General features: G+C 67.4%; 22 protein-coding genes. 9 read left to right on the top strand and 13 right to left on the bottom strand.

Annotated elements, in window-relative coordinates:
- The 7 genes from CQ040_RS19385 to CQ040_RS19355 all read right to left on the bottom strand — a co-directional run.
- On the bottom strand, positions 1 to 1399 hold a 1399-nt coding region (locus CQ040_RS19385; RefSeq protein WP_105528543.1), incomplete at its 3' end, for a threonine/serine exporter ThrE family protein.
- Positions 1400 to 1481: 82 nt separating this feature from the next.
- The gene (locus tag CQ040_RS19380) at positions 1482 to 2099 is read right to left on the bottom strand and encodes a TetR/AcrR family transcriptional regulator (RefSeq protein ID WP_028502649.1); all 618 of its coding nucleotides are present in this window, start codon (positions 2097 to 2099) and stop codon (positions 1482 to 1484) included.
- 28 nt (positions 2100 to 2127) lie between these two features.
- Positions 2128 to 4308, bottom strand: coding sequence for a YhgE/Pip domain-containing protein (locus CQ040_RS19375; RefSeq protein WP_105528544.1), 2181 nt, complete (start codon positions 4306 to 4308; stop codon positions 2128 to 2130).
- The gene (locus CQ040_RS19370) at positions 4305 to 7184 is read right to left on the bottom strand and encodes a YhgE/Pip domain-containing protein (protein WP_105528545.1); all 2880 of its coding nucleotides are present in this window, start codon (positions 7182 to 7184) and stop codon (positions 4305 to 4307) included. The genes CQ040_RS19375 and CQ040_RS19370 overlap by 4 nt, the downstream gene beginning before the upstream one ends.
- Positions 7185 to 7250: 66 nt before the next feature.
- Positions 7251 to 7805 carry a hypothetical protein gene (locus tag CQ040_RS19365; protein WP_105528546.1) on the bottom strand — a complete coding sequence of 185 codons (555 nt, stop codon included), beginning with the start codon at positions 7803 to 7805 and terminating at the stop codon, positions 7251 to 7253.
- A 184-nt stretch (positions 7806 to 7989) separates the two neighbouring features.
- Positions 7990 to 8652 carry an NADPH-dependent F420 reductase gene (locus CQ040_RS19360; RefSeq protein WP_105528547.1) on the bottom strand — a complete coding sequence of 221 codons (663 nt, stop codon included), beginning with the start codon at positions 8650 to 8652 and terminating at the stop codon, positions 7990 to 7992.
- A gap of 11 nt (positions 8653 to 8663) precedes the next feature.
- The gene (locus CQ040_RS19355) at positions 8664 to 9770 is read right to left on the bottom strand and encodes an LLM class flavin-dependent oxidoreductase (RefSeq protein ID WP_308736912.1); all 1107 of its coding nucleotides are present in this window, start codon (positions 9768 to 9770) and stop codon (positions 8664 to 8666) included.
- A gap of 91 nt (positions 9771 to 9861) precedes the next feature.
- Between CQ040_RS19355 and CQ040_RS19350 the strand changes: the two genes are divergently transcribed.
- Positions 9862 to 10368: a MarR family winged helix-turn-helix transcriptional regulator gene (locus CQ040_RS19350; protein ID WP_105528548.1), complete on the top strand. Its 507-nt coding sequence runs from the start codon at positions 9862 to 9864 to the stop codon at positions 10366 to 10368.
- On the opposite strand, the gene CQ040_RS19345 is transcribed toward CQ040_RS19350, so the two are convergent.
- Genes CQ040_RS19345 through CQ040_RS19330 form a run of 4 tightly spaced genes read right to left on the bottom strand, consistent with a single transcriptional unit; the run spans position 10369 to position 12762 of the window.
- Positions 10369 to 10767, bottom strand: a complete 399-nt coding sequence (locus tag CQ040_RS19345; RefSeq protein WP_105528549.1) for a VOC family protein — start codon at positions 10765 to 10767, stop codon at positions 10369 to 10371.
- A 48-nt stretch (positions 10768 to 10815) separates the two neighbouring features.
- On the bottom strand, positions 10816 to 11862 hold the full coding sequence (locus tag CQ040_RS19340; protein ID WP_105528550.1) for an FAD-binding oxidoreductase: 1047 nt from the start codon (positions 11860 to 11862) through the stop codon (positions 10816 to 10818).
- A gap of 10 nt (positions 11863 to 11872) precedes the next feature.
- On the bottom strand, positions 11873 to 12448 hold the full coding sequence (locus CQ040_RS19335; protein WP_105528551.1) for a GNAT family N-acetyltransferase: 576 nt from the start codon (positions 12446 to 12448) through the stop codon (positions 11873 to 11875).
- 2 nt (positions 12449 to 12450) lie between these two features.
- The gene (locus CQ040_RS19330; protein ID WP_105528552.1) at positions 12451 to 12762 is read right to left on the bottom strand and encodes an NIPSNAP family protein; all 312 of its coding nucleotides are present in this window, start codon (positions 12760 to 12762) and stop codon (positions 12451 to 12453) included.
- A gap of 78 nt (positions 12763 to 12840) precedes the next feature.
- Here CQ040_RS19330 and CQ040_RS19325 point away from each other — a divergent pair, with 78 nt between their 5' ends.
- The 3 genes from CQ040_RS19325 to CQ040_RS19315 all read left to right on the top strand — a co-directional run bounded on the left by CQ040_RS19325 (position 12841) and on the right by CQ040_RS19315 (position 16823).
- Complete coding sequence (locus tag CQ040_RS19325; RefSeq protein ID WP_105528562.1) at positions 12841 to 13734, top strand: formylglycine-generating enzyme family protein; 894 nt, start codon at positions 12841 to 12843, stop codon at positions 13732 to 13734.
- An 88-nt stretch (positions 13735 to 13822) separates the two neighbouring features.
- Positions 13823 to 15322, top strand: coding sequence for an arylsulfatase (locus CQ040_RS19320; RefSeq protein WP_105528553.1), 1500 nt, complete (start codon positions 13823 to 13825; stop codon positions 15320 to 15322).
- A 154-nt stretch (positions 15323 to 15476) separates the two neighbouring features.
- On the top strand, positions 15477 to 16823 hold the full coding sequence (locus CQ040_RS19315) for a hypothetical protein (RefSeq protein WP_146113968.1): 1347 nt from the start codon (positions 15477 to 15479) through the stop codon (positions 16821 to 16823).
- Positions 16824 to 16993: 170 nt separating this feature from the next.
- On the opposite strand, the gene CQ040_RS19310 is transcribed toward CQ040_RS19315, so the two are convergent.
- Positions 16994 to 19354, bottom strand: coding sequence for an arylsulfatase (locus CQ040_RS19310; RefSeq protein WP_105528555.1), 2361 nt, complete (start codon positions 19352 to 19354; stop codon positions 16994 to 16996).
- A gap of 126 nt (positions 19355 to 19480) precedes the next feature.
- Positions 19481 to 20494 (bottom strand): LacI family DNA-binding transcriptional regulator, encoded by a 1014-nt coding sequence (locus tag CQ040_RS19305; RefSeq protein ID WP_105528556.1) that lies wholly within the window; start codon positions 20492 to 20494, stop codon positions 19481 to 19483.
- A 126-nt stretch (positions 20495 to 20620) separates the two neighbouring features.
- Between CQ040_RS19305 and CQ040_RS19300 the strand changes: the two genes are divergently transcribed.
- From CQ040_RS19300 to CQ040_RS19280, 5 genes are all read left to right on the top strand, one after another.
- Positions 20621 to 21856, top strand: a complete 1236-nt coding sequence (locus tag CQ040_RS19300; RefSeq protein ID WP_181157079.1) for an amino acid ABC transporter substrate-binding protein — start codon at positions 20621 to 20623, stop codon at positions 21854 to 21856.
- Positions 21857 to 21863: 7 nt separating this feature from the next.
- Entirely contained in the window at positions 21864 to 22748 is an 885-nt protein-coding gene (locus tag CQ040_RS19295; protein ID WP_105528557.1) for a branched-chain amino acid ABC transporter permease, read from the top strand.
- Between the two features lie 73 nt (positions 22749 to 22821).
- On the top strand, positions 22822 to 23847 hold the full coding sequence (locus CQ040_RS19290; protein WP_028502636.1) for a branched-chain amino acid ABC transporter permease: 1026 nt from the start codon (positions 22822 to 22824) through the stop codon (positions 23845 to 23847).
- Complete coding sequence (locus tag CQ040_RS19285; RefSeq protein WP_105528558.1) at positions 23844 to 24608, top strand: ABC transporter ATP-binding protein; 765 nt, start codon at positions 23844 to 23846, stop codon at positions 24606 to 24608. The genes CQ040_RS19290 and CQ040_RS19285 overlap by 4 nt, the downstream gene beginning before the upstream one ends.
- Positions 24598 to 25350 (top strand): ABC transporter ATP-binding protein, encoded by a 753-nt coding sequence (locus CQ040_RS19280; protein ID WP_105528559.1) that lies wholly within the window; start codon positions 24598 to 24600, stop codon positions 25348 to 25350. Before CQ040_RS19285 ends, CQ040_RS19280 begins: the two co-directional genes overlap by 11 nt.
- Positions 25351 to 25382 lie beyond the last annotated feature (32 nt).

Raw genomic sequence — 25382 nt, 5'->3', positions numbered from 1 at the left:
AGCGGCGGACGCGGGCGCGGGTCTTCGCGACGCTCGCGAGGGTGGCGCGTACGGGGGTGCCGAGGTACAGGCCGAGCGAGGCGCCGGATGCCAGGCCGATGCCGATGACCGCGGCGTCGATGAGTGATCCGCCGGCGAGCAGCATGCCGGTGGAGGTGCCGGCGGCGTGGACCATCTCGAGCAGGCCCTGGAACACGGCGACGCCGGGAACCAGGGGCACGATGGCCGCGGTCGTCACGGCGACCGACGGCACATGCAGGTTGCGCGCGATCAGCATGCCGAGGAAGCTCGCGAGCAGCGCGCCGATCGCGCTCGCCGCCGCGGGGTGCAGGTTCAGGGCGATCGACGTCGAGTAGCCCGCGAGCGTGACGGCGCTGAGCAGGGCGCTGACCAGGATGATCCGGATGCCGGCGCCGTTGAACACGGCCACGGCGACAGCGATGATGATCGCCCCGGCGAACTGGTTGACGAGTGGTCCGAACGGCGCGGGATCGTCGGGGAGGTCCATCGTGAACCCCAGGACGCCGCCGAGTTCCAGCCCGACGAGGATGCCGATCACGACGCCGAGGGTCTGCATGGTGAGATCGAGGATGCGGCCGCCGGCCGTGAGGGCGAAGCCGTCGATCGCATCCTGCGCCGCACCGACCACGGTGAGGCCTGCGAGCATCAGCACGATGCCCGAGGCGACGATGATCGACGGGCGGATGCCGACGAACGGCTCGATCCCCGCGGTGCCGAGCGCGGAGACCACCACGGCAACGACCGTGGTCACGAATCCTCCGGCGATCTGACTGAAGAACAGCGGAACGCGAAGGCGGGCGAGACCGGCCTGGGTCAGAGCGGCGCACAGGGCCGCGACGAAAGTGAGACCGACGATGATCGGTGAGGCGCCGAGCATGATGCTGACACCGACCGCGAGCAGTGCGCGCGCGACGACGACGACCGGCTGCTGATAACGGAACGGCACGCGCCGGATCGCACGGAAGGTCGAGCGCGCGGATTCGAGGTCGAGACCGTCGTCGATGTCGGCGACCAGAGCCTGCACCCGCTGCAGCTTCGCGTGATCGGGGGCCGCGACCCGCACGACGCGGACCAGCGTCTCCGGCCATACCTCGCCGCTCAGGTGGAACGACACCGTGATCGAGTTGTACGTGACGTCGACCTGCACGTCTTTCATGCCGTACGCACCGCACACGCGGGTGATGGCGAGCGTGACCTCGTGCGCAGAGGCTCCGACGGCGAACATCGACTCCCCGATGCGCGTCGCGAGGTCGAGCACCCGCGGCACCGTTCGCTCGTCGATGACGGGCATGGCCTCGGTGTGCGCCACGGCCGAGGGATCGGTGTGCAGCAGGCGGCGCACCGACGAGAGCGGCGGCCGACGGGATCTCGCGGACATGTGATCCATTCTCCCGTCCGCGCCGACGATCCGTCGAGCTGAGGCGAGAGGGCGCGTCGGGGCGAGAACCGTCGCCGCAGTCTCAGTCCTCCGCGAAGATCTCGGGGTGCGCGTCGATGAGCTCCGCCTGCTCCCTCCAGGAGAGACCCGCGATGCTCAACACCACGCGCACGACCGTCGAGTCGGCGTCGGTCGTGGTGAGTCGCAGCTCGCGCAACGTGGCTCGGGCAGTCTCCTCGATGAGGAACGCGAGCAGCTCGGCCGGCATGTCTGCGCGAAACGCCCCCGAGTCGACTCCGGCCTTGGTCAGGTCGCGGATGCGTCGACGCAGCGGTGCGAGGGCGAGCACGGTGTCGGCCAGATGCGCATCGTCGAGAGCGATGTTGGCCGTGGCGCGCACCGCGGAGGCCTCCCGCCACAGACGCGTCGCCATCCGCGCCAGGGTCACTCGGGGATCGGACTCGTCGGTCGTCTCGGCGATCGCGTTGAAGCGCTGAGCGCCGACCGCGATGACTTCGCGCAGCAGACTGTCCCGGTCGGCGAAGTGGCCGTAGACGGCCCGACGGGTGAGGCCGGCGGCCTGCGCGATCACATCCAGCGACGCCGTGGGGTTGGTGGCGAGCATCGACTGCGCCGCGCGCAGCAGAGCCTCGCGATTGGCCAGGGCATCGCGTCGACGTCGCGGGTTCGGCGTGGTCACATCGGGTCCTTTCGCGCAGACGCAGGAGTCACGACATCAGTTTGGTCGATGCGAGCGCCTCGACCAGCTTTCGGTTGTAGGTCATCAACGGGCGTCGCAGCACGAGACCGAGGAGCAGCGCGGGAACGATGAACAGCGCGAGCGCGCCCAGAGCCCACCAGAAGTCGGCCTGGTAGACGCCGGCGATCGCCGACCTCACCATGTTCACCGCATAGGTCGCGGGAAGGAAGGGGCTGATGCTCTGGAACCAGTCGGGAAGCAGTTGCAGCGGGTACGCGCCGCCCGAGCCCGAGATCTGGATCACGAGGAGCAGCACCGAGAGCGCCTTGCCCGCGTTGCCGAATGCGACCACCGCGGTGTAGACGATGAGCGTGAAGACGGTCGAGATCGCCCACCCGGCCAGGATCAGCAGGAGCGGATGCGCGGGTTGGACCTGCACGAAGAGGATCAGCCCGAGCGTCAGCAGGGTGCTCTGCGCAAGACCGACCAGGCCGAAGATGCCGTACCGGCCGAGGTACTTCTGCGTGGGGGTGAGCTCGGGGCGGTCGGGGAGCGTCTGGGCGTTCACGTCGACGCGGATCGTCACGGTCATCAGCAGCGCGCCCACCCACAGGGCCAGGATCATGTACAGCGGAGCCATGGCCGCACCGAACCCTGCCACGGGGAAGACGGCGGTGCGGTCGAGGCGAACGGGCTCGGCGAGCGAGGTGGCGAGCGCGCCGGGATCGGCGCCGATCAGCTCGCTGAGATCACCGGTGTCGGCGGCCTTCCCGATCGACTGCTGGGCGGTGTCGAATCGGTCGGCCATCGCGTTCAGCGACGCCGACAGCTGCGTCGTGGCCTCCTGCGCCCGCGACAGCGTCGACAGCACGGAATCGGATGCGCCGGACAGACCCGAGGTGATGCCGGACAGGTCGGAGCGGATCGCCGACACATCGGAGCCGATCTGCGTGAGCGTCGACGAGAGGGAGTTCAGCTGTGTTTTCAGTCCGTTGTCGTACGTGCTCCGCGCATCGGCGATCGCCTTCTTGGCTTCGGCGATCGCGGCCGTGATCTCCTGGTGAGAGCTCTGCGCCGAATCGTTGCCGGCCGTGATCTCGGTCGCCGCCTTCTGGAGCCGCTCCTGCAGGGCCTGCTGCCGTGCGATCGCCTCGTCGAGTCGGCTGATCACGGCGGCGAAGTCGGGCTGCGCGGATTCCGGAAGGCTCGGTCCGACCTCGGTCACCAGTGTGTTCTTGACCGCGGCGTACTGATCGATCTGCTGCTGCACGCGCTCCGCGAGTGTGGTGATCGCCTGCGCCTGGCTGCCGCTGAGCGAACCCGCCCCGGCATACAGCTCATCGATGCGCTGCCCGACGGCGTCGTAGCTGCTCGAGGTCGCCTGCAGCGCATCCGCCAGCGACTGCGCCGCCGTCTGCAGGGTCGACTTCAGCGTGCCGGCCGCGTCCACCCCGCTGCCGAGCGCCCCCGAAGTATCCTCGAACGCATCACCGGCCTCGCCGACCAGGGCCGAGGCGCTGTCGAGCAGCGGCCGGCTCGACTCGAGCAGAGCCGTGAACGTGTCGGCCGTGTGCGCACCGGAGCGCAACTGATCGCCCACGCTTCCGAGCCGCGCCTCGACGCGGGTGAGCGCCGCCTGGGTGTCTTCGTCGGTGAGGTAGTCCGACATCGATGAGATGAGGCCGAGAGCGACGTCGCCGAGCGTCTGGGTGAACGTGTCGCTGATCGCGGCCGAGACCCCTTCCGCACCCTGCCCGGTGATCTTCGGGGCCAGAGCGTTCTTCTTCTCGTTCGTGTAGAGCGCGATGTGCGTGCGGTCGCCGCCGTCGGCGTAGAACGTCAGCATGTCGGCGCTGAACGTCTCCGGCAGGACGATCGCGGCGTAGTACTCGCCAGACTTCGTCCCATCGATCGCGTCGTGCTCATCGGTGATGACCCAGTCGAGCTGGTCGTTCCCGCGGAGCTGGGAGAGAACCTGCTCGCCGACGTTCACGCGGATCGGGACGAGGTCGCTCTCGTACCCGGCATCGGTGCTCGCGACGGCGATCTTCAGGTCTTTCGTGTTCGCGAACGGATCCCAGCTGGCGATGACGTTGAACCAGGTGAACAGCGACGGGATGACGACGAGACCGAAGAGCACGATGCACGCCATCACGTTCTGGGTCGCGTGACGCACGTCGCGGAGCGTCAGGTGCAGGATGTCCTTCACGCGCGATCCTCCCCTTCTGCTCGTTCTTGTTCCGTTCGTTCGTCCACGTCCGTCCACTCGTCGTCCGTCTGCTCCTCGTCGTCAGGGGCGTCCGCCGCCGCGGTGGTCTCAGGCTGCACGGGCTCGGCATCCGGTTCGACACTGGGGGCCGGCTGCGGCTCGGAAGCGAACCACTCGGTGAGCAGGGCGTCGGCCTCGACGCCGGCGGCCGGTTCGTCATGCTCGGCCGATTCGTCCCGCTCGGCCGGCGCATCCGTCGCCCCCGCCTCGATCGAGGCGATCGGGGCGGAGGGGGTCGTGCCGAGCGGGTCGTCCGTCGTGGTGGGGAGGACCGCTGCATGGCCGGCGGGCCCAGCGAGGGCGAGCCGACGCAGCTCGGCGTCGTCGAGAGCGGCTACCTCCTCGCCGTTCTCGAAGCTGTGCTTGACGTACTCGATGGCCACGAGGAATCCGATGACGAGCAGGATCCAGACAGTCCACAGCCCGAGCAGCAGTGCCTTCGAGCTGGGAAGCGCCCACGTGATCACGCCGAGCACGACGAGCCCTGCGACACCCGTGAGCACTGTCGCCTTCAGTAGGGCCGGGTAGCGGTGGGTGAACCGCTCGGCGCGTCGATCGAGGTCTTCGCGGTACTCGCTGCGGTTCGAGAGCGCCCGGATCACGTCGGTGAGCCGGTATCCGTTGCCCACGACCTGCACCTTCTCGCCGATCAGCAGGTCGGTCGAGAGCACCTGCCGGTTGAAGAGCTGGGTGAAGTTCGCGAGACGGCGGCGCAGCACGAGTCCGATGAGGAACGCGAGAGCGACGAACACGGCGAGAGCGCCCAGGAAGCGCCAGTAGTGGCCACCGTAGAAGCCCCCGATCGTCTCGCGCATCGCGTCGATGCCGTAGGAGAACGGCAGGAGCGGATAGATCGCACGGAAGAATCCGGGCATCAGCTCGATCGGGTACAGGCCGGACGCGCCGGGGATCTGCATGATCACGAGCAGGATGCACAGACCGCGGCCGACGTGCCCGAACGCCACGCAGAGGGCGTAGATGATGCTCACGTATGCGAGGGCGATGAGCACCCCGGTGCCGACGAAGGCGGCGGCGCTGACGGTCTGCACGCCGATGATGAGGTTTCCGATGCACACGATCAGTGCCTGGCCGACGGCGAGGGTCGCGAAGAGGAAGAAGCGGCCGAAGTAGGCCTCGCGCACGGTGACGCCTTCAACGCCTTCGGTGTCGACCTCGACGCGGAAGATCACCATGAGTCCGAACGCGCCGATCCACAGCGAGAGGTTCGTGAAGAGCGCGGCCATCGCCGACCCGTAGGTGTCGACCGGGAACACCAGGTGCTCGTCGACCTCGACGGGGGAGGAGATGAACTGGGCGATCTGCTCCGGCTCCAGGTCGGTCAGGGTGCCCAGCAGTCCCCACTCGGATGCGGCATTGAGCGCGACGACGTCGGTGCGCGATGTCTGCAGACCCTGTTCGATGCCGGCGAGGTCGTTGTCGAAGCTCGCCAATGCCGACGAAGTGGCCACGAGCTGCGAGTCCAACCCGCCGAGCAACTGGTCGGCCTGCGCGAGCACGCCCTTCTGCGCATCCAGTGCCGCCGAGAACGAACCGACGCTCGCCGACAGCTGCGACATGGCGCTGTTCAGCGAGGGGACGGTGCGGGTCAGGATGTCGCGCATGGCCGATGAGGCATCCCTGGTGTCCTGCATCGCCTGATCGACCGCGTCGGCCGTCGCCTGCACGGAACGCACGGTGTCGGAGGCACCGGCCTTGAGGCCCTTCAGATCCGCGAGCAGCTGCTGGTCGGTGGTGTTGCGCTGCTGCAGCGAGGAGATGACCTCGGTCAGGCGCTGCTTCGTGTCGTCGCTGAGGTCGGTGTTGTCGAGGAGGGTCTGCAGCCGGGCGACCGCCGCCTCGTTCGCCTTCAGCACGTTCGAGACGTCGTCGATCCCGGCGTCGATGCGCACGCCCGCCTGTTCGAGGCTCTGGGTGAGACGGGTGATCGAGACGTTCGCCTTCGAGGAGGCGTCGGCGAGCAGCGTCGTGCCCTGGAGGAACGCAGTGGTGGCGCTGTCGGTGAACGCGATCACCTCCTTCTGCGTCTCGGCGATGATCGACTGGGTCTGAGCGAGCGACTTCTGCACGTCGCCGAGCGTCTCGTCGACCTCGCCCAGCGTGTTCCGTGCAGAGGAGAGCGTGCCGCGGGAGGAGGCGAGCCCGTCCTGCGTCTCAGCGAGGTTCTCACGCGCCGACGAGAGGGTCTGCGCTGCCTGGTCGAACGCGTTGAGGGTGTTGTCCCTGGCGTTCAGCAGTCGCAGCTCGGTCGAGTCGCCGACGTCTTTGAGGGCGTTCGTCGCTGCGAGGGCCACCTGCTCCTTGAAGGCGCTCGTGACCTGCTTGTCGAGCTCGGACGCGCCGACGTCGGTGATCTTCGGCGCGATCGCTCCGGCCTTCTCGTTGACGTAGTACTGCAGCGCCGGCTGGGTGAAGTCGCCGCTCGTGATGCTGAGCAGATCTTCGCTGAATTGCGCGGGGATGACGATGGCGGCGTAGACGTCACCCTTCTTGACTGCCTCCTGAGCCTCGTCCTCGCCCATGAAGGTCCAGCCGAGCTGGTCGTCGTCCTCCAGCTGCGCGGTCACCTGCTCGCCGATGTCGATGTGACCGGTGAGGTCGGAGGTGGCGCCTTCGTCGAGATCGACCACCGCCACACGGATGTTCGCGGTGTTGGCGTAGGGGTCCCAGAACGCGTTGACGTTGAACCATGCGTAGAGGGCCGGGGTGATGAGCACCCCGATGATGATGATCCAGGCTTTGGGTACACGGGAGAGTCTCTTGACGTCGCGCTTGTAGACCCGCCAGCTCTGTTTCACAGGACGAGTTTACACAGTACGTGCACATCAACGTGCAAGTTAGCTGAGTGGAGGCGGACGAATGCGTCAGCTCAGGGTCGTGACGGTCATCTCGTTCGTGGCGGTGTCGCACATGGTGAGCTGCCACGCGGGCGAGCCGTCTTTCATGACCCGTGCCATCTCGACGATCAGCGGGCTCGGGTACGTCTCGCCCGAGAGCTGGGCGACGCTGTAAGCACTGCTGCCGTTCATCTGCTGCTCCGCCTCGGTGAGCTCGGTCTCACCCGTAGCGATGACCTCCAGCGTGCGGACGTCGACCAGCGACTCCTTGCCGAAGCTCGGATCGTCGACCCGTTCGCCGAACATGTCGAGGCGGGTGTCGGCGCTGCGCAACCGCCACGCGAAGTCGGAGTCGACCCACTCGAGGCGAAGGCCCACGATGGTGCCGCCGATCGCCTCGGACTCCCCTGGCAGGGATTCGAGGAAGTCGGAGGGCCACGACACCTCCGACGGCAGACAGGTGCCCGGAAAGCCGTCGCCGACAGCCGTGGGCGGGCTCGGGATCGTCGCGGAGCACCCGGCGCAGGCCAGGATCCCGGCGAGGATGAGCGCACTCGTGCGGAGTCTCGGGGTGCTGGGCATCGGTGCCTCCAGGTCGTGTTCGGCCTCGTGTTCGGCCGCGTCGTCAACGGCTTCTGGGATCCTAGCCCGGGGCGGTCGACGGTTTCCGGACGGCTGGGGTCAGCGCAGCCGCGTCACCCGCTCCTCGAAGTCGATGTGGTGGCCCTGCTTCGTGCACTCCCCGGTAGCTGACCACACACCGGTCTCAGACCGATCTCACCCGCTGGTCGATCAGCCCGCGCAGCTCGTCGGCGGTGACATCGGCGCCGAACGCGGGGTTCCCGGGCTGGAGCACGGCGCCGTTCGCCAGGGTGTCGAGGACGACGGAATCGAAGCCGAGCCTGTCGATCACCGCAGCGACCGTGGTGAGATCGTCGGGGTCGTCTCCCGCGATGGCGATGGCCTTCCGTCCCGGCGCTCCCGTCGGCCGGGCCTCGTCTTCGAGGTCGTGATAACCCATGTGGTTCAGGGCCTTCACGATGCGCGACCCGGGCAGGAAGTCCTGCACCAGCTCGCTGGTGGAGGTGCGTGGATCGCCCAGATCGTCGCGGATCCCGTCGGTCTCCCACCAGTAGTTCATGGCGTCGAGCACCAGGGTTCCGCGCAGCTGCTCGACCGGGAGCGTCTGGTACTTGCCCAGTGGAAGGGCGAGGATGACGGCGTCCGCCTCGGCCGCTGCATCTTCGGCCGTCACCGCGGTGGCCCCCGGCGCGAAGACGTCGATCGTGAGCGCAATCCGCTCCGGTGCGCCCGAACCGGCGATGAGCACCCGGTACCCCGCGGCGAGGGCGAGGCGGGCGATGGTGGTGCCGACCTTGCCCGCGCCGAGGATGCCGACGGTCTCGATGGTCTCGATGGTGTCGCTCATGACGCTCTCCTTCAGGCGTGGACGGCCTTGCCGTCCTTCGTGATGCGGGCGACACCGGGGTCGGCGAATGCGCCCTCTCCCGGATCCTCGGCGAGCAATTCGCGCACGCGCGGGGCGACCTTCTCTCCGAAGAGGCGGATGCTGCGCGCGCGCGCGTCTTTCGGCAGGTGCATGATGTCGTACTTCAGGTCGAACCGGGACAGGTGATTGCTCCGGACGGCGGCCGCGAGCTTGTGCGCGACGGTCTCGGGCGATCCGACGTAGAGCGCCCCGGTGTCGACCTCTTCTTCGTACCGCTCGAGCGTCGGTGCGTAGAAGCCGCGCTCCTTGCTCATCTGGGTCACGACCGGCTCCCAGTGCTTCCAGTGCACGTTCTTCGCCTCGTCGTCGGTGTCGGCGATCAGGCCGAGCGAGTGCTGTCCGATCGGGAGCTCGGGGCGCCCGAACTGCTCCAGGGCGCGCAGATACAGGCGGGCGTGGCCAGCGAAGCGCTCGGGGCGTCCGCCGATGATCGCCATCATGAGGGGCAGTCCGTGCTCGGCGGCGCGGATGACCGAGTCGGGGCTGCCGCCGATGCCGATCCATGCCGGGATGCCGCCCTCCGGCATGCGCGGCTGCAGTCGCACGTTCTCCAGCGGACTGCGGTAGGTGCCGCTCCAGGTGACGCGGTCTTCGCGCATCAGGCGCAGGAAAAGGTCGAGCTTCTCCTCGAAGATCTGCTCGTACTCGGCGATGTCGTAGCCGAAGAGCGGGAACGACTCGATGGCCGATGCTCGTCCGAGGATGAGCTGGGCGCGTCCGGCGGAGAGCCCGTCGACGGTCGCGAACTCCTGGTACAGCCGCACCGGGTCCTGCGTCGACAGCACGGTGACCGACGAACCCAGGCCGATCGTCGAGGTGGCCTGCGCCGCGGCCGCCAGCACCACGGGGGTCGCGGAGTCCATGTGCCCCTCGCGGTAGTGCTCGCCGATGCTGAACACGTCGAGGCCGACCGATTCGGCCAGCTGCGCCTCTTCCACGAGCAGGCGCAGCGTCTCGGCGTCCGACATGATCCGACCGCCATCGGTCGCCACTTCGCCGAAGGAGTTCAGTCCGAACTCGAGTTCCGTCATCTCCATCACGTTCCTTCTCGACGCCCCCGGTCCATCCGGATTGACGTATCAACAGCTTGTAACCGTATGATTGACATATCAATTCCCGGGAGGTGTCATGACCGAAGAACGACGTCGTCGCACGCCGACACCCGACCAGCTGCGCATCTGGCGGGACTTCATCGAGACCGGCGAACAGCTGCGCGCGCGTCTGGCCACGCAGCTGCAGAACGACTCATCGCTGTCTTCCGGCGACTACCAGGTGCTTCTCGCGTTGAGCGAGGCCGACGGGCACAGCGCGCGCTCCTCCGAGCTGGCGGCCCTCATCGACTGGGAGCGCAGCCGCCTGTCGCATCACCTCGGGCGGATGGAGAAGCGCGGTCTCGTGAGGCGCGTCCCGTGCGCCGACGGCGCGCACGGCGTCGACGTACTCCTCACCGATGAGGGAGCAGAGGCGTTCCGGGCGGCGAACGTCCCGCACCTCCGCGCCATCCGCGAGCTGTTCGTCGACGCGCTCTCACCCGAACAGCTCGTCGCGGTCGACGATGTCACCACCGCGCTGCGCCGGCACCTCAGACCAGGCTCCGACGACGCTTCCGAAGAACCTGCATCGGAACAGAGATGATCAGCCGTCGCTCTCCAGGGCGAACGTGTTGCCATCGGGGTCTGCAAACCACGCGATCCGACCTCCGCCGGCTCTCGCCGTGATGCCCCGCGCGTCGTGGATCAGTCCGTCGTAGCGCAGGAAATCGACGCCGTTCGCCGTGAGCTCGTCGACGACCTGATCCAGGTCATCGACGTACCAGGTGGCAACGGTGGCCTGCGAGGTGCCTGCGGTCGTCGACTGGTAGACGTGCAATGCCTCGTCGCCGCCTGATCGATAGACGCGACTGCCGCCCGCGATCCGCGCGCTCGGACCCGACCGCACCACGGGAAGCCGGAGCGTGCCCTCATAGAACGTCTCGGCGCGGTCGATGTCGGACACCGCGACGGAAGCGCGCAACGGGAAGTCGCTCAGGGGCATGGGAGCCACGGTACTCTCGGGGCGATCCGCGATGTCAGCGGCTTCGGATCAGAGGGGGGCGTGCCCGGCGGCGATCTGACGGCCGATCTCCGCGGACAGGATCACGCCGGGGTGGGCGATCGCCAGGTGAAGGCCGGGCATCGCCGACACCGGGCCCACGAGAGGCTGTCCGTTCGCCGGAATCGGGCGGTCGGCGATGACGGCATGGCCGAGGCGGACGTCGTCGGCGTCGACGAAGGAGCTGCGGATCGCGGCGAGCGTGGCGACGGCGAGTTCGCTCGGGTCGCCGGAGAAGCCCACGGGAACGTCTTCGGCGGCGAGGAGTGTTGCGTCGTCCAGCTGGCGGACTTCGAGCTCAGGGGTGGAGAGGATGCCGCGCACGAGCGGGCGGGGCGTGGAGAAGCGCAGCAGGCAGCACGGAGACCCCACGATGTCGATGTCGACGCCGACCGACGCGGCCAGCCCGGCGGACGCGGTGCCGGCCGCGAGGACGACGCTCTTCGCCTCGATCACACCACGGTCGGTCGCAACCCCTCGAACGCGGCCGTCATCGTGAAGCAGCCGTAGGACGGTCGTGCCGGTCCGCACCTCCGCACCGTGCGCCTGTGCGCTCTGCAGCAGGGCACGCGTGAAGGCGACGGGGTCGACCCCCACATCGTCCGGGGCGTAGGCAACCACGTCGGGAACCTCGCGCAGGCTCGGCTCCCGATTCAGCGCCTCATGTGCCGTGATCAGCTCCATCCGGTGCCCGGCGGCCTGGTGGTCGGAGACGAAGGCGCGAGTCCGCTCATCGGACTCCTCCCACGTGACCGCCCCGAACCGACGAAGCCCGATGGGCGCGGTGATCTCGGCGAGGACCCGATCGAACTCCGACCGCGCACGCTCGCGGAGCGAACCCGCGTACGCGTCGGCGGGGCTCTTGGCGATGCCGACCCAGGCGAACGACGCAGCTGTCACTCCGGCACCCGGAGTTCCGCTGTCGAGCACGACCACGTCGTGTCCGGCGCGAGCCAGATGGTGAGCGATCGAGGCGCCGATCACACCGGCGCCGATCACGATGATGGGGGCGTTCGCAGGTGCGGGGGTGTCAGACATCGCCTCCAGCTTAGGGAGCGACCGGACGCTCGTCGGTGCTCAGCACCGCCATGAGGATGGAGTCGAACCACTCGCCGTCCCAGAACAGGGTCTCCCGCTGACGCCCTTCGTATCGGAACCCGGCCTTCTCGTAGGAGCGCTGGGCGCGGGGGTTGAAGGAGTACACGTCGAGCTCGACCCGGTGCAGTCCGATGCGGTCGAACGCGTGGTCCAGGACGGCGCGGGTGGCCTCGGTGCCGAAGCCGCGACCGAGGTGGCCGGGATTGAGCGCGATGCGGAAGTTCATCGACGCGTCGTCGTCGTTCAGCTCGTTGAGCACGATCTCACCGACGTACCCCTCGGTCTCGAGATCGATGATCGCCCAGTCCGCACGATCGTCCCTGGCCGCGAGGGATTCCAGGTGCCGCACGACCGCCTCGCGGGTGAAGGTCTGACGTGTGCCGGTGAGTCGCAGCGTCTCCTCGTCGAACAAGCCTTCCCACACGCCGTCGAGATGCGCGATGCCCAGGGGCTCGAGCCGAAGACGCGGGGTCGACAGTGTGGTGACGGACGTGAGCGTGGAGGCGTCCACCGCCGGCGGGATCATGCTCAGGCGCCCTCGAAGACCGGGCTGAGGAAGCGGCGCTCGTAGCGGCGGATGCACTGCGTCCGGCGGGCGAAGTCGAATGCCTCGATGCACTCAGGGTCGGTCTTCGAGGCGGTGCGGTACACCTCGTACTCCGCCAGGGAGGGGAACGTGAACAAGGCAAAGGCCTCGTCGCTGTCACCTTCGCTCGGCAGGAAGTAGCCGTGGTGGGTGCCGCCGTGCTTCGCCACGAGTCGGATCCAGGTGCGGCCGTATTCGGTGAAATCGTCGAGCTTGTCGGGGTCGATCTCGTAGCGCAGGTGAACGGTGATCATGCGGATGATCTTCCCAGATCAGACCGTCCGTCGCGGAATACGGACACTACGCTGAGTCGCGTGACGAACTCGCGCGACATGGTCCACATCCCCGGCGGCACGTTCCTGATGGGCTCGGACGACTTCTATCCGGATGAGCGGCCGGCCCACCAGCGTGAGGTCGCGTCGTTCCACATCGACCGCTACCAGGTGACGAACGAGCAGTACGCCGAGTTCGTCGACGCGACCGGGTACGTGACGGTCGCCGAGCGCCAGCTCGATCCCGCCGCTTTCCCCGGTGCCGATCCCGCCGACCTCGTGCCGGGAGCGATGGTCTTCACCCCGACCTCCGGGCCGACGAACCTGGGCGACTGGCGCAACTGGTGGCGCTGGCAGCCGGGTGCGTTCTGGCGCCGACCGTTCGGACCCGAGTCGTCGATCGACGACCGGCTGCAGCATCCGGTCGTGCACATCGCGTTCGAAGACGCGGTGGCCTACGCCGACTGGGTGGGGATGCGGTTGCCCACCGAAGCCGAGCACGAGTACGCGGCCCGCGGGGGAGTGGATGGTGCCCCGTTCGCCTGGGGGGATGAGGCATACCCGGACGGCGTCGCGCAGGCAAACTCGTGGTTGGGACGCTTCCCCTACGACAACCAGGGCGTGGGCGGCACGGCTCCGGTCGGCTCGTACCCTCCGAACGGCTACGGCCTCTACGACATGATCGCGAACGTCTGGGAGTGGACGACCGACTTCTACACCCCGCGGCACATCCGCCTCTCCGACACTCCCGTCGACGCCGGCAAGCGCACGAACCTGCTCGCCGCCGCCAGCGCCCAGGAGGGCTTCCCCGACATCCCGCGCCGCGTGCTCAAGGGCGGGTCGCACCTGTGCTCACCCGACTACTGCCTGCGCTTCCGTCCGGCCGCGCGCTCGCCGCAGGCCGAGGACACCGGAATGTCGCACATCGGGTTCCGCCTCACCCGCTCCGAGTGAGGCCCCCCTGGGCTTCTCCCGAGGAGACTGCTTGGCTACGACCGAGGGCGATCGCCCCGTCTCACCGGTTGAAGCAAAGGAGTCACGCATGGCTGAGAAGCCCAACATCCTCATCATCTGGGGCGATGACATCGGCATCAGCAACCTGAGCACCTACTCCGACGGTCTCATGGGCTATCGGACGCCGAACATCGATCGGATCGCCGACGAGGGCGTGAAGTTCACCGACTACTACGGCGAGCAGAGCTGCACCGCCGGTCGCGCGGCCTTCATCACCGGACAGAACCCGTACCGCACCGGACTCACCAAGGTGGGGATGCCCGGGGCGAAACTGGGCCTGCAGCCCGAAGACCCCACGATCGCCGATGCGCTCAAGCACCACGGCTACGCCACCGGGCAGTTCGGCAAGAACCACCTCGGTGACCGAGACGAGCACCTGCCGACCGCGCACGGGTTCGACGAGTTCTTCGGAAACCTCTACCACCTCAATGCCGAGGAGGAGCCGGAGCATCCCGACTATCCCACCGATGAGGAGTTCCCCGGTTTCAGCGAGAAGTTCCGTCCGCGCGGCGTGCTCCACACCTGGGCGAACGCCGACGGAACTCAGCGCATCGAGGACACCGGACCGCTGACGAAGAAGAGGATGGAGACGGTCGACGAGGAGTTCCGCGACGCCGCGTCCGACTTCATCCGCAAACAGGCCGACGACGACACCCCGTTCTTCGTCTGGTTCAACTCGACGCACATGCACTTCCGCACCCACACCAAGGAAGAGAGCAAGGGGCGCGCCGGCCGCTGGCAGTCGGAGTACCACGACACGATGCTCGACCACGACGACGTCGTGGGAAGCCTGCTCGATCTGCTCGACGAGCTGGGACTCGCCGAGAACACGATCGTCATGTATTCCACCGACAACGGCCCGCACATGAACAGCTGGCCGGATGCCGGCATGACGCCGTTCCGCAACGAGAAGAACTCCAACTGGGAGGGTGCGTACCGCGTGCCGGCGATGGTCCGCTGGCCAGGTCACATTCCCGCGGGGACCACGCTCAACGGCATCGTCAGTCACAACGACTGGTTCGTGACGCTGCTGGCCGCCGCCGGTGACGGCGACATCGCCGAGCGTCTGAAGACGGGGACCGAACTGCACGGGACCGAGTTCAAGGTGCACCTCGACGGCAACAACCAACTCGACTACATCACCGGGGCCGTCGAAGAGAGCGCACGTCGGCACTTCTTCTACGTCTCGGATGACGGCGACCTCACCGGGCTCCGCTTCGACAACTGGAAGCTCGTGTTCCTCGAGCAGCGCGCCGTGGGCACGCTGCTCGTCTGGCAGGAGCCCTACATCGAGTTGCGTTTCCCGAAGCTGTTCAACCTCCGCACCGATCCCTATGAGCGGGCGGACATCACGTCGAACACGTACTGGGATTGGGTCATCGACCGCATCTTCCTGTTCGTGCCGGCGCAGGCGTACGTCGCCCGCATGCTGCAGAGCCTCGTGGAGTTCCCCGCGCGGCAGGAGTCGGCGTCGTTCACGATCAACCAGGTGATGGCGAAGCTGGATTCGACTACCGGCAGCTCCTGATCCGCCGCTGTCCTGAGCCCGACCACCGAGCCCGTCGCCGTCTGCGGTGACGGGCTCGATGCGGTCCGACGAGTGGGATACTCGTGATCCGGCGTGAGCCCGCCAAGGGGACGGGCTGAGGCTGTACGCAGACCATGGGAGGGGATGCAAAAGCATGGATCACGCGCGTGCGGGACGGGGGATATCAGCCGTGCTCGCGGCCTGCGTGCTTCTGCTCGCGCTGGCCGGCTGTGCGTCGGGTGATCCGGTGCAGGGTTCGTTCGAGCGCGAGTTCGGCGACGATCCTGCGGTCGTCCGGCTGGATCTGTCCACCGCGGACAACATGCCGTTCACCGGCGGAGTCGGGGGTACGGTCACTGTTCGCGATGAGCTCGACGAGGAACAGCTGCGTGGGCTCGTGGGCCGGATCGTGTCTTTTCGTGGAGACACGGCGGGAGACGAGGACGAGTCGCGTGTGAGGATCGACGTCGTGGCGAGCGACTGGACGTTCCCGGTCCTCGCGACCCGGGAGTCCAGCGCTGCCGTGCTTGATGCCGTCTTCGAGCTTCGCGCGGATCCACGGGTGCGCTCCGGGACATTCATCTCGACCGACTACCAAAACGACCTCGACCACGTGACCCTCATCGCGGCTTCCACGTCGGAGATCGCTGGTCTGATCCTCGACGCACCGGCCATCGCCGCGGCGGGGGGTAAGACGCCGTCGATCACCGTGCGGTCCCCCGAAGATGGGGGCAGCGCCGTCGAGGTGTCAGGACGGCTGGGGGCATGGGCCTCGGACGCCGTTCGCGCGTACGAGACTCTGCGGGCACAGGTCCCCGTCACAGCGTTCCGGGCAGAGGAGGCAGCTGTGAGCGTCACCCTCGCCGATGAGGGAGACGTCGACGCAGCGCGAACGATCGTCGCGGAGATTCTCGATCCGACGTCGACAACCGTGTTCTATCAGAGCAACCTGGTCACGCTGTCGCCAGGGGCGAACGGGAACGAGGCTCGGGGGATTTTGGACGAGCTGGACGAGCGCGCCCGCGCGAGCGTCGCGTCGGTGTGGACGGACGACCGCTCCCTCACTCTCACCGCCACATCGGTGGGAGCCGTCGAGCACTTGGCGGGTGCTGTCTCGCGCAGCCCCGGCGCTGCCGAGGTTCCGGTCAGGATCGCGGTTGGACGGGGTGACGACACCGTGTTCCGACTGGCGTCCTCCGGAGGCGACCTGCGGGGTGATACGGAGACCGCGATGAGACTCATGCGCACGGACGGCGTCGCGGCCGTACGCGTGAACCCCGGCACGGTCCTCGAGGTGGATTTCGATTCCGCTCCCTCTGAGCGCGTTCTCGTGGGCACGGCCGCACCTCTCAAGGCGCTGTCCGAGTTCGATGAGCGGCTCTGCATCACCTGGCCCGCTGGCTCCCTCTGTACGCGGACGGCTCAGGTTATCGACGCGAGCGATCTCGGCGAGATGCCGGGCGGGCGCGCGTTCGCTGATGCGTGGAACGCCGCTCCCTGAGTGAGGTGGCTCCCGCACCGAGCGTCGGAGATACGAGTTCGTCACAGAGGCTGAAGTGAGCAGTCACCGGATGCCGGTAGCCGTTCGCGTGGCCGTCAGCATCCTGAGTGTGATCACCGTGCTGTGCGCGTTCGTCTTCGCACCGTCGTCGCGATGGTCCCGGCCAGTCCTCAGTCCATCCCCAGGTGCTGCTTGACCTTCTCCTCGGGCGAGACTTCAGCGGCGTCGGAGGTGAAGTCGATGTCGACGCTCCTGATCCGGCCGGTGAACGGGTAGCCGCGCTTGTCGCGGTAGGAGTCGACGACCGGGGATCCGGTGTTGATGCCGACGCTCATGCTCTCGACGCCGAAGCGCGCACGGACCTGCTGCGGGATCTCCAGGTGCCCCACCTTCGCGCCGTCGATGATGAGGTCGAGTTCGGCAGGGCCCCCTGGCACCGGGTGGAGTGAGCGGAACTCGAAGCCGAGGGTGGTCTCGCCCGTCGGCACGTCGATGTCGGACTCGACCTCGTACCGTTCGAGGTTGAAGAAGTTGTAGTGGTAGACGAGCTTGCCGTCCCGGACGAACAGTGCCCATCCCGCGGGGTCGCCGCCGACGTGGAAGAGCACGCCTTCCGCGCCGCCTTCGGGGATGACGACCGGGACCGTGAGGGTGTGGTCGACGTTGTTGGTCTTCGGTCCACTGCCCTCTGGGAGGCGCACCAGCCCCGGGGGGAAGCTGACGTGGGTGCGGCCGAAGAAGTAGCTGGGCCGCAGGCGCACGTCCAGGCGCTCGGCGAAGCGATCATCCAGCGGTAGGACGTTGTGCTTGGCCGCCTCGACGGTGAACAAGGTCTGCAGTTCGGCCAACTTGTCCGGGTGCGCGTTCGCGAGGTCGTGCGCTTGGGAGAAGTCGTCTGCGATGTTGTAGAGCTCCCAGGTGTCGTCTTCCCAGGGGAAGGAGCCGGCCCCGATCCAGGGGAGTCGGCCGTGACGACACGAGGCCATCCACCCGTTGTGGTAAATGCCGCGGTTTCCGTACATCTCGAAGTACTGGGTCGTGTGCTTCGACTGCTCAGGGTTCGAGGTGAACGTGTACGCGAACGATGTGCCATCCATCGGCGTCTGCGGAACACCGCCGAGCATGGCGGGCTCGCTGATTCCCACCACCTCGAGGATGGTGGGTGCGACGTCGATCACGTGCGAGAACTGGAAGCGCCGCTCGCCGGCGCCGTGGAGCCGAGCGGGCCAGTGCACCGCCATCCCGTTGCGGGTGCCGCCGAAGTGCGAGGCGATCTGCTTCGTCCACTGGAAGGGGGTGTCGCCGGCGTGCGCCCAGCCCACCGCCATGTGCGGCGAGGACCCGGGGAGGCCCCACTCGTCGATGTGCGGCAACAGATCCTCGATCTTCTCCTGGTACCCGTTCAGGGTGTGGATCTCATTGAACGTGCCGATCAGCGTGCCTTCAGCCGACGTCCCGTTGTCTCCCATGATGTAGAGGAAGAGGGTGTTGTCGAGCTCGCCCATCGCGTCGAGCTCATCGACGAGCCGACCGATCTGATGATCCGTTGCGGCGAGGTAGTCGGCGTAGTTCTCGAACTGGCGGGCGAAGAGCCGCTTCTCATCCTCGGTGTGCTCATCCCAGCCGGGGATCTCCGCATGACGTTCCGTCAGATCCGTGCCCTCGGGGATGACGCCCATCTCGAGCTGGCGCTCGTACACCTTGCGGCGGTATTCGTCCCATCCGAAGTCGAACTTCCCCTCGTGCCGTCCACGCCAGTCGAGAGGCGGGTGGTGCGGGGCGTGGGTGGCGCCGGGCGCGAAGTAGGCGAGCACCGGGCGTTCGGGAGCGATGGACTTCTGAGTCCGGATCCAGTGGATGCAGTCGTCGGCGAGGTCCTCGGTGAGGTGGTACCCCTCCTCGGGCGTCCGCGGGGGTTCGACAGGCGTGGTGTTGCGGGTGAGCTGGGGGTAGAACTGGTCCGTCTCCCCCGCGATGAATCCGTAGAAGTAGTCGAATCCCATGCTCGTAGGCCAGTTGTCGAATGGCCCCGCGGGGCTCGTCATGTTGTCGGGGACGTTGTGGTTCTTCCCCCACCACCCGGTCGCGTACCCGTTCTGGGACAGGATCTCGGCGATCGTTCCGCAGCTCTTCGGGATGATCCCTGTGTATCCGGGGAAGCCCGTGGCCTGTTCGCCGATCACGCCGCTCGCGGCCGTGTGGTGGTCGCGACCGGTCAACAGCGCGGCACGGGTAGGGGCGCACAGCGCCGTGGTGTGGAACTGGCAGTAGCGAAGCCCGTCGTCGGCGAGTCGGTCGAAGGTCGGCGTCTCGATGAGACCGCCGAAGGTGCTCGCCAATCCGTATCCGACATCGTCCATGAGCACGATCACCACATTCGGCGCCGAAGCCGGCGCACCCTGCGGCGGTGGGAAGTCCGCTGTGGAGTCTTGTGCGTAGGTCTCGATCTCGACGTTCGGGAACCGGTACTCCGGTCGCGGGTACGAGTCGCGATCGACCTTGACTTCGAAGTCGGGGGTTTCAGCGGACATCGAGACGCTCCCATCGATCGGGCCGCGACAGTCACGGCCAGGTACGGCGAGCCTAGAAGTGAACGTCAGGTCGCCCGGTGCCCTCCTCGCCCATGGCGGGTGAGAGTCGGGTCGGCAGCGGAGGGCTCAGCCGCGGGGAGGGCCGGACGATCGGCGGACGATGAGTTCGTGGGCCGTGGTGATGGTCCTCGCCTCGTCGCTCGCGGGGCGGAGGATGAGGGAGACGGCGTGCTGGCCCATCTCGAACATCGGGATCCGCGCGGTGGTGAGCGCCGGGGCGACATCCGCGGCGACGGCGATGTCATCGAAACCCACGACGGACATCTCGTCGGGCACGCTGATCCCGTGCTGCCGCAGCTCGCTGAGGATGCCGATCGCCATCGCGTCGTTGAGGCCGACGATGGCGGTGACATCGCGGTCGAGGAGCTCGCGCGCGCCCTCGATGCCGCCTTCGCGGGTGAACTCCCGCGACACGACCGTCAGTTCCACGTCGGTGTCGTTCGTGCCCTCGCGGAGGCCCGCGATGCGGTCGGCGACCGTGTTGAGATCGAGTGGACCGGCGACGACCCCGATTCGGCGGTGTCCGAGCTCTGCGAGGTGTCGTCCGACGGAGACGCCCGCACGGTGGTTGTCGGGCAGCACGGCATCGACCGGCAGGTGGTGTCGGCCGATGACCGCGGCGCGGCCTCCGGCCAGGGTGAAGTTGAGGAGCGCCTCGGTCATGCCCTGCTCGCGACCCGGATCGGCGTACCCCGAACCGGCGATGATGATCGACCCCACGCGTTGACGCAGCAGCGACTTCACCTGCGCGAGCTCGCTGTCGGGGGTGCGGTCGGCCTGAGCGATCTGCACCGACCGGTTCTCGAGCGCTGCGCTGCGGATCACACCGCTCGCGATGTCGGAGAAGTAGGGGTCGCCGATCTCGTGCACCACGAGGCCGATCGTCGGCACGAGCCCGCCGGCGAGTCCTCGCGCGTGCATGTTGGGTTCGTATCCGAGCTGCGTCGCGATCCCGCGGACGTGCGCGGCCACTTCCGGCGAGATGCCGGAGCCGCCGGTCATCGCCCGAGACGCACTCGCGAGGGAGACCCCTGCAGCTTCGGCCACATCGATGAGTCGTGGCGCACCTTCACGCTTCACGAAACCTCCCCCATGGAGCAAGATCAACGCTGATTGCGCTGTAGGTTGCTCTTCGTTCTTCGGTCCCACTATAGTGGCGGAAGCGCTTACGAAAGCGCTTTCGCTACGATGACGTAGGAGACTCGGATGACTGCACCCAGATACGGTCGACGGATCGCTGCAGCGATCGGAACGCTGTCGATCGCCGCGCTCACGGTTTCGGCCTGTTCGGCCACCGGCGACCAGGCCGAGGGAGGTGGCTCCGACGATCCGATCGTCATCGGCATCTCGCTGCCGCTCACGGGCGACTTCTCCGAACCGGGCAAGGGAGTCGAGCGAGGCTACGAGGCGTGGCGCGACATCGTCAACGAGAACGGCGGATTGCTGGGCCGACAGGTCGAGCTGAAGATCCTCGACGACCAGTCAAACGCCGACCGGGTCGTCTCCGACTACGAGTCGCTGATCGCGCAGGACGGTGTCGACCTCGTGTTCGGTCCGTTCTCCACCCGCCTCGTCGTCCCCTCCGCCCGCGTCGCGCAGGAGTACGGCATGCTGTTCGTCGAGCCGGCGGGCGCCGCGGAAGAGGTCTTCGAACAGGGCTTCGACAACCTCTTCTACGCCGCACCCGCGATCGCGAACGACCACTACAACAACCTCGCGGACTACCTGCTCGCGCTGCCGGAGGGCGAGCGCCCCGAGACGGCCGCGGTCGCCTCGATGGACGACCCGTTCGCGCAGGGCACGGCCTACGGTCTCAGGGACAAGCTGGAGGACGCCGGCGTCGAGATCCTCGTGAACGAGGTCTACCCGCCGAACACCACCGACTTCTCCACGATCGCGGCCAAGATCGCGCAGTCGAACGCCGACATCGTGATCGGCGGCACGCAGTATCAGGATGCCGTCAACCTGATCATCGCCCTCCAGCAGCTCAACTATCAGCCGGAGCTCGCGGCCTTCTCCACCGCTCCGACCAACCCCGAGTTCGCCGCAGCCATCGGCGGTGCGACCGAGGGCATCCTCGCCCCGACCGGATACTCGCCGAAGTCGCAGTTCCCCAGCAACGTCGAGTTCGTCGAGAAGTACACCGAGATGCACGGCAACCCGCCGTCGGAAGATGAGGCCAACGCCTACACGACCGGTCAGGTCGTCGCGGCGGCCGTCGAGGCCGTGGGCTGCGCCGAGCAGGGTGAATGCCAGCAGGAGCTCATCGACTGGCTGCGCGACAACGAGGTCGAGACCGTCGTCGGACCCCTCAGCTGGGACGAGACCGGCAAGCCCGCGGGCGCCCACCTCATCCAGCAGTGGATCGACGGCGAGATCCTGATCGTCCTCCCCGAGGACGTCAAGGAAGCCGACTTCCTCTTCCCGAAGCCGACGTGGTGATCTGCACGTGAGCGGAGCACTGCTGCTGCAAAGCCTGATCCTCGGCATCCTGCTGGGAGGGCTCTACGCCCTCCTGGCGGCCGGGCTCACGCTGTACTTCGGAATCATGCGCGTCGTCATGATCGCGCACTCGGCCTTCCTCATCCTCGCCGCCTACCTCGCGTGGTGGTTCAACCGGGAGACGGGCATCGATCCGCTCGTCTCGCTCATCGTCACGGTGCCACTGTTCTTCCTGACCGGCGTCGTGATGCAGCGGCTGCTCGTCTCCAGGCTCAAGCCACTGACGCTGACCATGATGTCGGTGCTGCTCACGTTTGCGGTGGCATTGATCATCGAGGGGGCGCTCGGGTTCTTCTTCACCGGGACCCAGCGACGCATCCCGCTGCCGTACGCCAGCGCCAGTCTCGACTTCTTCGGCGCGCAGGTGCCGGTGGTCAAGCTCATCGCGTTCGGTCTCGCGGCCGTGGCCCTCGCGCTCCTGTTCGTACTGCTCAAGTACACGAAGTTCGGTCAGGCGCTGCGGGCGACGATCCAGCATCCCGAAGCCGCGCGGCTCGTCGGCATCAACACCGACCGTGTCGCCGGCTACGGGTTCGGGCTCGGACTCGCGACGGCCGCGATCGGCGGCACGGCGCTCTCGCTCGACGCCACCATCTATCCCTCCCTGCACTGGCACTGGATCGGACCGCTCATGGCGATCATCGTCGTCGGCGGCCTCGGCAGCATCCCCGGTGCCGCCATCGCGGCTCTCATCCTGGGCGTCGCGCAGAGCCTGCTCCAGCTTCCGCTGGGGCCGACCTGGGCGCAGACGGTCTTCTACGTCGCCCTCTTCGCCACGCTCATGTTCCGTCCGCAAGGTTTCTTCGGAGGTCGTCTTGCCCAGCGTTTCTAGCAGAGAGCCGATCGCCACCGAGACGGTCGTGATCGCTCCATCCGCCCCCGTGCGGCGCAAAACTTCGAGGTGGGTGGGCATCGTCCTCCTGATCGTCGGCGCAGCGCTCGTCCTCTCCTTCCCGACCATCGCCCCGAACCCGTACATCCTCTCGGCGGGCGTCGTGATCCTCAACTACGCCGTGCTGTCGACGGGGTGGAACTTCATGGGCGGCTTCACGGGATACATCTCCCTCGGGCATGCCGCGTACTTCGGGCTCGGCGCCTACGGCACGGGTCTGCTGATCAAGTTCCTCGACCTTCCCGGGTTCCTGGCCTGGATCCTCGCAGCCGTGCTCGTCGCGATCATCGCGATCCCGATCGGCATCGCCGCCCTCCGCGTGCGCGGCGCCTCGTTCGTGATCGTGTCCATCGCGTTCGTCCTGATCATGCTGCTGGTGTTCCAGAGCTGGCGCGACGTGACCGGCGGATCCGAGGGCCTGAACGTCCCGCGCCCGTTCGACGTGCTGCGGCCCGAGCACCACCGCATCTTCTACTACCTGTTCGCCGGCCTCCTGGCCGTAGCTCTCGTGGTGTGGTGGATCATCGACCGGTCCAAGTTCGGCACGGCGCTCAAGTCGATCCGCGAAGACGAGGACAAAGCGCAGGCACTCGGAGTGCCGACCACACGGTACAAGCTGATCGCCTACGTGCTGTCCGCGCTGTTCGTCTCGCTCGGCGGCGGACTCTACGCCCTCTGGTTCGGCGACCTGGATCCGATCTTCCAGTTCTCGATCCTGATCGGTTCGTACATGGTGCTCATGGCGCTGCTCGGAGGGGTGCGGAACCTCTTCGGACCGTTGCTCGGAGCCGTCGTCGTCGGCGTCGCGCTGGAGTACTTCAAGCTCGAGTTCGGCGACACGCAGTTCCACCTCATTGCGACCGGCATCCTGCTCGGCATCGTCGTGCTCTTCATGCCCGACGGCATCATCCCGGCGGTGAAGGGCCTCTTCACCCGGTCATCGAACGCGGCCTCGATCCGCGAGGTGACCGCGGGGGAGCTGCTCGAACAGAACAAGACGCGAACAGCGGATGCCTCGTCGAAGGAGACGTCGTCATGAACGCCCCCACCGCACAGTCCACGACCACGCTCGAAAGCCTGAGCACCGTCTCGATGACGAAGTCGTTCGGCGGCGTCACGGCGGTCGACGGCGCCACGGTCACGTTCCAGGAGGGCAAGGTCAACGGTCTGATCGGGCCGAACGGCTCGGGCAAGACCACCTTCTTCAACTGCGTGACCGGCATGATCAAGCCGGACTCGGGAGAGGTGCGCTACCGGGGGCAGGCGATCACCCGCAAGTCGCCCGACCGCATCGCCCGCGCCGGCATCGGCCGCAGCTTCCAGCTGTGCCGGGTGTTCCCGCGCATGACGGTGATGGAGAACCTGCTCGTGGCGGTGCGCAGCCCGAGCATCTGGCATCAGCTCCGCTCGGCAGCAGACCCCGACGAGCTGGAACGGGCGCGGGGCTGGCTGCGGCGCGTCGGCATCGACCACCTCGAGCACGCCGAGGCGCGCAACCTCAGCTACGGGCAGCAGAAGCTGCTGGAGCTGGCTGGCGTGCTCATGGGCGAGCCCGACACGATCATGCTCGACGAACCGGCGGGAGGCGTGAACCCCGCTCTCATCGGACGCATCGCCACCCTGGTACGCGAGCTCAACGAAGAGGGCAAGACGTTCATCATCGTCGAGCACAACATGGAGATGGTCATGAGCCTGTGCGATCACGTGGTGGTGTTCGACCGTGGGCGTCAGATCGCCGAGGGCACGCCTGCGATCATCCAGCAAGACCCCCGAGTCCTGGAGGCCTACCTTGGAGTCTGAAGCGAAGAACCTGCTCGAGCTGCGCGACATCGAGGCCGGCTACGGCCGTGCGGCGCTCGTGCTCCGCGGTCTCACGGTCGAGGTGCCGCCCGGATCGGTGGTCTGCCTCGTCGGGCCCAACGGCGCCGGCAAGTCGACCGTGCTCAAGGTCGCCAGCGGCATGCTCAAGCCGCGCTCCGGCAGCATCCGCGTCGACGGCCGCGACATCACCGGCGAAGGACCGCAGTCGATGCTGCGCCACGGGCTCGCGCACGTGCTGCAGGGTCACAGCGTCTTTCGCGAGATGACGGTCGGCGAGAACGTGATGCTCGGCGCCTTCACCCTCAAGGACCAGAAGGTCATCCAGGAGCGCGTCGATTTCGTGCAGAACCTCTTCCCGATCGTGGGGGAGCGGTGGAAGCAGCTCGCGGGTCTGCTCTCGGGCGGTCAGCAGAAGCAGGTCGAGTTCGCGCGGTCGCTCATGGTCAGCCCCAAGGTGGTGCTGCTCGACGAGCCGTCGATGGGCCTCGACCCCAAGACGACCGAGAAGGTCTTCGAGCAGATCGTGCGGATGCGCGACGCCGGAACCGCCGTGCTGCTCGTGGAGCAGAATGCGCGGCGGGCCCTCGAGACCGCGGACATCGGGTGCGTCCTCGACCTCGGCCGGGTTCACATCTCTGGCCCCGCGTCCGAGCTGCTCGCGGATCCGACCCTCGCTGCGCTGTATCTCGGCGGCAAGCCCTCGGTGACCGACGCGGGGTGAACCTCCGGCGGGAGGAGGCGACGACGGCCTCC

Source organism: Microbacterium sp. MYb54 (genome assembly GCF_002979515.1).
Classification (GTDB): Bacteria; Actinomycetota; Actinomycetes; order Actinomycetales; family Microbacteriaceae; genus Microbacterium.
Note: the sequence above shows the minus strand (reverse complement) of the source record. Positions and strands in the feature narration are given on the sequence as shown.

What these genes read in the sequence shown, in the direction of transcription:
- CQ040_RS19365 (WP_105528546.1), bottom strand. Translation starts at nt 7,805, where the DNA reads ATGCCCAGCACCCCGAGACTCCGCACGAGTGCGCTCATCCTCGCCGGG.
- CQ040_RS19360 (WP_105528547.1), bottom strand. Translation starts at nt 8,652, where the DNA reads ATGAGCGACACCATCGAGACCATCGAGACCGTCGGCATCCTCGGCGCG.
- CQ040_RS19355 (WP_308736912.1), bottom strand. Translation starts at nt 9,770, where the DNA reads ATGGAGATGACGGAACTCGAGTTCGGACTGAACTCCTTCGGCGAAGTG.
- CQ040_RS19350 (WP_105528548.1), top strand. Translation starts at nt 9,862, where the DNA reads ATGACCGAAGAACGACGTCGTCGCACGCCGACACCCGACCAGCTGCGC.
- CQ040_RS19345 (WP_105528549.1), bottom strand. Translation starts at nt 10,767, where the DNA reads ATGCCCCTGAGCGACTTCCCGTTGCGCGCTTCCGTCGCGGTGTCCGAC.
- CQ040_RS19340 (WP_105528550.1), bottom strand. Translation starts at nt 11,862, where the DNA reads ATGTCTGACACCCCCGCACCTGCGAACGCCCCCATCATCGTGATCGGC.
- CQ040_RS19335 (WP_105528551.1), bottom strand. Translation starts at nt 12,448, where the DNA reads ATGATCCCGCCGGCGGTGGACGCCTCCACGCTCACGTCCGTCACCACA.
- CQ040_RS19330 (WP_105528552.1), bottom strand. Translation starts at nt 12,762, where the DNA reads ATGATCACCGTTCACCTGCGCTACGAGATCGACCCCGACAAGCTCGAC.
- CQ040_RS19325 (WP_105528562.1), top strand. Translation starts at nt 12,841, where the DNA reads ATGGTCCACATCCCCGGCGGCACGTTCCTGATGGGCTCGGACGACTTC.
- CQ040_RS19320 (WP_105528553.1), top strand. Translation starts at nt 13,823, where the DNA reads ATGGCTGAGAAGCCCAACATCCTCATCATCTGGGGCGATGACATCGGC.
- CQ040_RS19315 (WP_146113968.1), top strand. Translation starts at nt 15,477, where the DNA reads ATGGATCACGCGCGTGCGGGACGGGGGATATCAGCCGTGCTCGCGGCC.
- CQ040_RS19310 (WP_105528555.1), bottom strand. Translation starts at nt 19,354, where the DNA reads ATGTCCGCTGAAACCCCCGACTTCGAAGTCAAGGTCGATCGCGACTCG.
- CQ040_RS19300 (WP_181157079.1), top strand. Translation starts at nt 20,621, where the DNA reads ATGACTGCACCCAGATACGGTCGACGGATCGCTGCAGCGATCGGAACG.
- CQ040_RS19285 (WP_105528558.1), top strand. Translation starts at nt 23,844, where the DNA reads ATGAACGCCCCCACCGCACAGTCCACGACCACGCTCGAAAGCCTGAGC.